This window comes from Burkholderiales bacterium (genome assembly GCA_013695435.1).
Classification (GTDB): domain Bacteria; phylum Pseudomonadota; class Gammaproteobacteria; order Burkholderiales; family JACMKV01; genus JACMKV01.
In genome coordinates, this window is sequence record JACDAM010000027.1 from 1 (window position 1) to 2329 (window position 2329).

Consider the following 2329-nt stretch of genomic DNA (forward strand, 5'->3'; position numbering starts at 1 on the left):
GCGACCATCATCAGGATGTGTGGAAGGCTGCCCGAGATCAGCTAGATCGCTTCTATACTCGTGATCCCGAAGCCCAGGGGTTCGGCATTTATGGTGTTTTTTGGTATGGAGAAAAGAGGGGCAGTACAATCCCTTGCCCTCCCGCACCATTGACGATGCCTCAGTCCGCGACGGTAATGCAACAGCAACTGCAATCTCTCATTCCTTCGGAAAAGAGCAACAAGCTGCGAGTAGTTGTAATTGACGTATCTGAGCCGACGCCTTGATCATAAGCGAAAGCTACAGGCTAACGGGACTGTACTACAGAGACAAATGCCGACAATGAAGGCCCTTGGCCGCTGTATGACTTTAGCGGGTGAACGAGTCGAAATCTGTAAGACAGCTGGCGGAAGGGCCGTTGCGTTTGCTCTGCTGTGAACGCCCTCCCGAGATCGGTTTGGCTAAAACAGTCTATTTCACCCATCCGCTCCGCCCGTTCGATCCTTATTGGACCTCTTTCGCACCGCTCCGCAACAGGCACCGCTTGCGCCGTTCGTCAACGCGGTTGGCGAACCACTCGGTGGTCAGCTTGCGGGTGATCTTCGGGCTTTGCAGGCGGATGTGGGGCACTATTGCGCGCGGTACGGGATTGCCCTTGAGCTTGTCGGCTAGCGCGAACGCGCGCTCGTACAGTCGTGTGTTCTCGAACTCTTGGGTTTCGCCGCGCTCGAGATCGCGGCGGATCGCGGCGGCGCCCATGCCCAGACGCTCGGCAAGGGTGCGTGTCGCCAACTCGGTTTTGCTTGCTCCTTCAGCATCCTTTCCATGCCGCACGAGATCGCCGTCGAGTTCGAGCGGTATGCCCGACGCGACGCTGACCGCGTTCTGGAACGCCGCGTTGCGGCTTGCGTAATGGCCGGCGTTGAAGTCGGCGAACCGGTATAGCGATTTGTCGTAGGAAGCCGGATAGTCAAGCAGATGGGCGATGCCGAAGTACATGCCGCCGCGTCGCGTGAAGACCTCGTCGCGGATCGTGCCCTCGACGGGATAGGGATAATCTTTTTCCGCCGCGTGCGCTTCGGCAAATGCGATGCCCACCTGCATCGGGCCGCCGGTGCGAACCGGGTTTCGGTCGGCAAAGAACGTCTTGCCGAGCGGCGCCAAGCCGATGAAGTCATCGAAGATGTCGCTCAATTCCTTCTCGGTTTTTACGGCGTCGATGCGCTCGCTGTAGCTTTTGCCGTTCGGCGATTTCAGTCGCAGTGCGGTGCGCACCACCAGCCTGGGAACGCCCACGCTCTCTGCCTGCTTGTCGATCTCCCTCCAGGCGATCGCTGGCAGCCCAGGAACGGTCGGATCGGCGCGAAAGCTCGACTCCTGTTCGGTAATGGCGACCACCGAGCAAATGTTGTCTGGCGTGGGAGCGATTTCCAGCGCGACAAATGTTGCAAAAATGTCGGCGGCCCAGCCGTTGCGATCGGCGGCATTCGGCGGCAGCAATCTACTGACCGATGCGCGGCCTTCCGCGGGGCTAACCTCGACCGGCTCCTCGACGCGACGGTCGATCGCGCATCCCGCCAGCACCGCGACGCAGGAAGTCGCGAGCCAAGCCGATATGCGGCGGCGCTTGTATGCCGGGTTCAAAGTATTCGTGGTGTTGGTCGATATGGTGAGGATGGTTCCATGCCTGAGGGTCGTCTCAGGGATCGGGCAAAAGCGATTGCCGCAGCGGCGAAGTCATCCGGACGTAGTTGCGTCGATCTGCTCAAGCAAGCCTCCTGAAAGCGAGCGGCGATTCAGCGAATCCTGAAAAAACATCTGGATTCCCGCGTGCGCGGGAAAGACAAATTTGGGTGTCGAGGCAAGGTGCGGAATGACTGGCGGGGGCGAACGGTATTGCCGAACATAACGACGCAGGGGCAGGGGCGAACGCGATTGCCTCATGATTCGAGACCACTGCCGCTGCGGCGGAAGGATAACAACGCAGAAGCAAGGGACGGATGCGTTTTCCTCTCGGATTGAAGCCGATAAGGGCAGTGCATTGCGCGTCGTCGCTCTGTGCGGCACCTGAAAAATCAATATCCGGTCTTCAAGCGCTGACGGTAAACCGCGAGCACTCTTCGTTCAGTTCGAACGACCCCTCGCGTACCCTGTTCAGCCACTGCGCCGTCTCGAGGCTGCCGCCGAAGCAAAAGAAGTGGGGCTTCACGATCGGGGCAAGGTCCGTACCCCCATCGCCACGCGCGAGACCCACCAGCATTTCTTCCGGCGTGCTGGTGACGCGGGCCAGATGGGTCAACGCGCTGGCGCTCTTCATGAGGGTGCGCAACGATGCCCCGATGCCGCACTG

At 59.9% G+C, this 2329-nt stretch carries 2 protein-coding genes; both read right to left on the minus strand.

The features are described 5' to 3' along the window. Window positions 1–483: 483 nt before the first annotated feature. Window positions 484–1596 carry a DUF1615 domain-containing protein gene (locus H0V78_01400; GenBank protein MBA2350471.1) on the minus strand — a complete coding sequence of 371 codons (1113 nt, stop codon included), beginning with the start codon at window positions 1594–1596 and terminating at the stop codon, window positions 484–486. A gap of 472 nt (window positions 1597–2068) precedes the next feature. Then, window positions 2069–2296 carry a hypothetical protein gene (locus H0V78_01405; GenBank protein MBA2350472.1) on the minus strand — a complete coding sequence of 76 codons (228 nt, stop codon included), beginning with the start codon at window positions 2294–2296 and terminating at the stop codon, window positions 2069–2071. Window positions 2297–2329: the final 33 nt, after the last annotated feature.